At 44.2% G+C, this 1,731-nt stretch carries 1 protein-coding gene; it reads right to left on the reverse strand.

What is annotated here, in order from left to right:
* Positions 1-232: 232 nt before the first annotated feature.
* A complete protein-coding gene (locus tag QT979_RS28790) occupies positions 233-1,360 on the reverse strand; it encodes a glycosyltransferase family 4 protein (RefSeq protein WP_333213014.1) in 1,128 nt (375 codons plus the stop codon).
* Between the last annotated feature and the right edge of the window lie 371 nt (positions 1,361-1,731).

Genomic DNA, 1,731 nt, shown 5'->3' on the forward strand with positions numbered 1-1,731 from the left:
GCTTGAATATAATCTACAATTATAACGGGGTGGAATCAATGCCGAAACAACTTATATTTAACCAAGCTTGAATATATCGATCGCTCCTGCTCTTGGTTGGCTATCGATTATTCAGCAAGCCCTATCTAGTCCTGTCATATAACCCTCATCGGGCAAGTCGTGAGGACGAAGAGTCGTTTCTTAAAGATTTTAACAAATAAGGACTCTTCGTCAGTCCTCTCCTATTGAGTTTTTATTTTGCCTGCATTTTTTGCCGAATCTGCTCTCCGCGCCTAGCCGCAACTTTTGGCCAAGTAAACTCCAAAGCTCGCTGGCGGGCGGCGGCTCCCATCTTAGCCCGCAAATCAGGAGAATTAGATAGTTTTCGTAGTGCCTCCACCCAGGCGTCAGTATCGTAAGGAGGAAGAATTATGCCCTCAACGCCATCACGCACCACACCACCTCCTCCCATCGGTGAAGCCAGAATCGGCAAACCATGACCCATTGCTTCATAGATAACGAGTGCGCTACCTTCCTCCAGACTGGGAAAGGCAAAAAAGTCAGCTTGGCGATAGGCAGAACTGTAGTCCAAGGCATAATCAAAGTGAACTACATCAGGACGTTTCAGCAAATGGCTGCAAGTGTGAGCAATCGCCGGTTCGAGGGAGCCAAAAATTGTCAGCTTTCCCTTAATCCCAGCTCGCTCCCAAGCCTGCAAGAGCAGGTGAGTCCCTTTGCGGACGCAGGCAAAACCTAGGAAAAGGACGTTAACTTCCTCTGAGGCCGGTTTTTGGGATTGATAATTGGGGAAACGCGACGGCGACCAACCTTCAGTGGTTAACAGCAGTTTTTCTTCAGGAACTCCGGCTTCTTGAAATGATTTTACTACTGCCGGACTGGGACAAAACAGAAAGTCAACTAGCTTGAGTTTTTGCTCTTCGGTCTTAATTTTTTCTGGGGTAATTGCGTGTTGAGGTTGCAATTCCAAGCGAGAGTAAGCATCGTCAAGGATACTCTTAGCTTGACTTTGACAAGTATTAACTCGCTCCCAAAAAATCGGCTTACTTTGCTTGTTAACGCTCTTTACAGTATCTAATGATATAGCGGGCCACAAGTAGGCAACATCAAAATTTTTGATATCTTTGAGAAAACGCTTCTCTGCCTTGATTTTGGGAGCACTAGGGCTGCGGTAATAAAAGTTTGTCAGAAATGACGGAATTGCTTCAACTATATTTGAGTTGCGGCAGGAGCGATCGCAACTCGGGACAACCATGCGAGCATTCAGCTCAGGTTTTTGCCATTCTTTGCATACTGAAAAAAATACGTGGCTGATGGCTCGGTCATTGCAATGAATTGGGAATAAAGCACTCAGTTTTAACATAGGATTCATCTTGAATTAACTAAAGTTTTTCTAGTTGTTTCTAAACACGGAGATAGAAAAATGAGGCTCGGTTTAGAGACCAGTCTTGTTTGATTGAAAAGTAGATTCTGCCCTCTGACAGTGATTGTATGGTGACAACATAACATTAAGTAAATTCACTGACAAGGCCCTGAACCAAAAATTATGTATTTTTACTGTAAAGAATGAAACAGCAGCATCCAGAATGCGCTGAAAATTTTTCCAAGATGTTTGGCTTACTATTAAATAGGGCTTTTCAAGCGTTTTAGATAACGTGGCGATTGAAAGAGACTGTTGGCGAATGTCTGAGGGGTTTCACCCCTCAGACATCGCCGTCCTGAATAGGCAGAATG

The sequence above is a fragment of the Microcoleus sp. w2-18bC1 genome, from assembly GCF_036700365.1.
Taxonomy (GTDB): Bacteria; Cyanobacteriota; Cyanobacteriia; order Cyanobacteriales; family Microcoleaceae; genus Microcoleus.

Bases quoted from the DNA above. Each gene is read 5' to 3' on its own strand.
- QT979_RS28790 (WP_333213014.1), bottom strand. From the start codon at position 1,360: ATGTTAAAACTGAGTGCTTTATTCCCAATTCATTGCAATGACCGAGCC.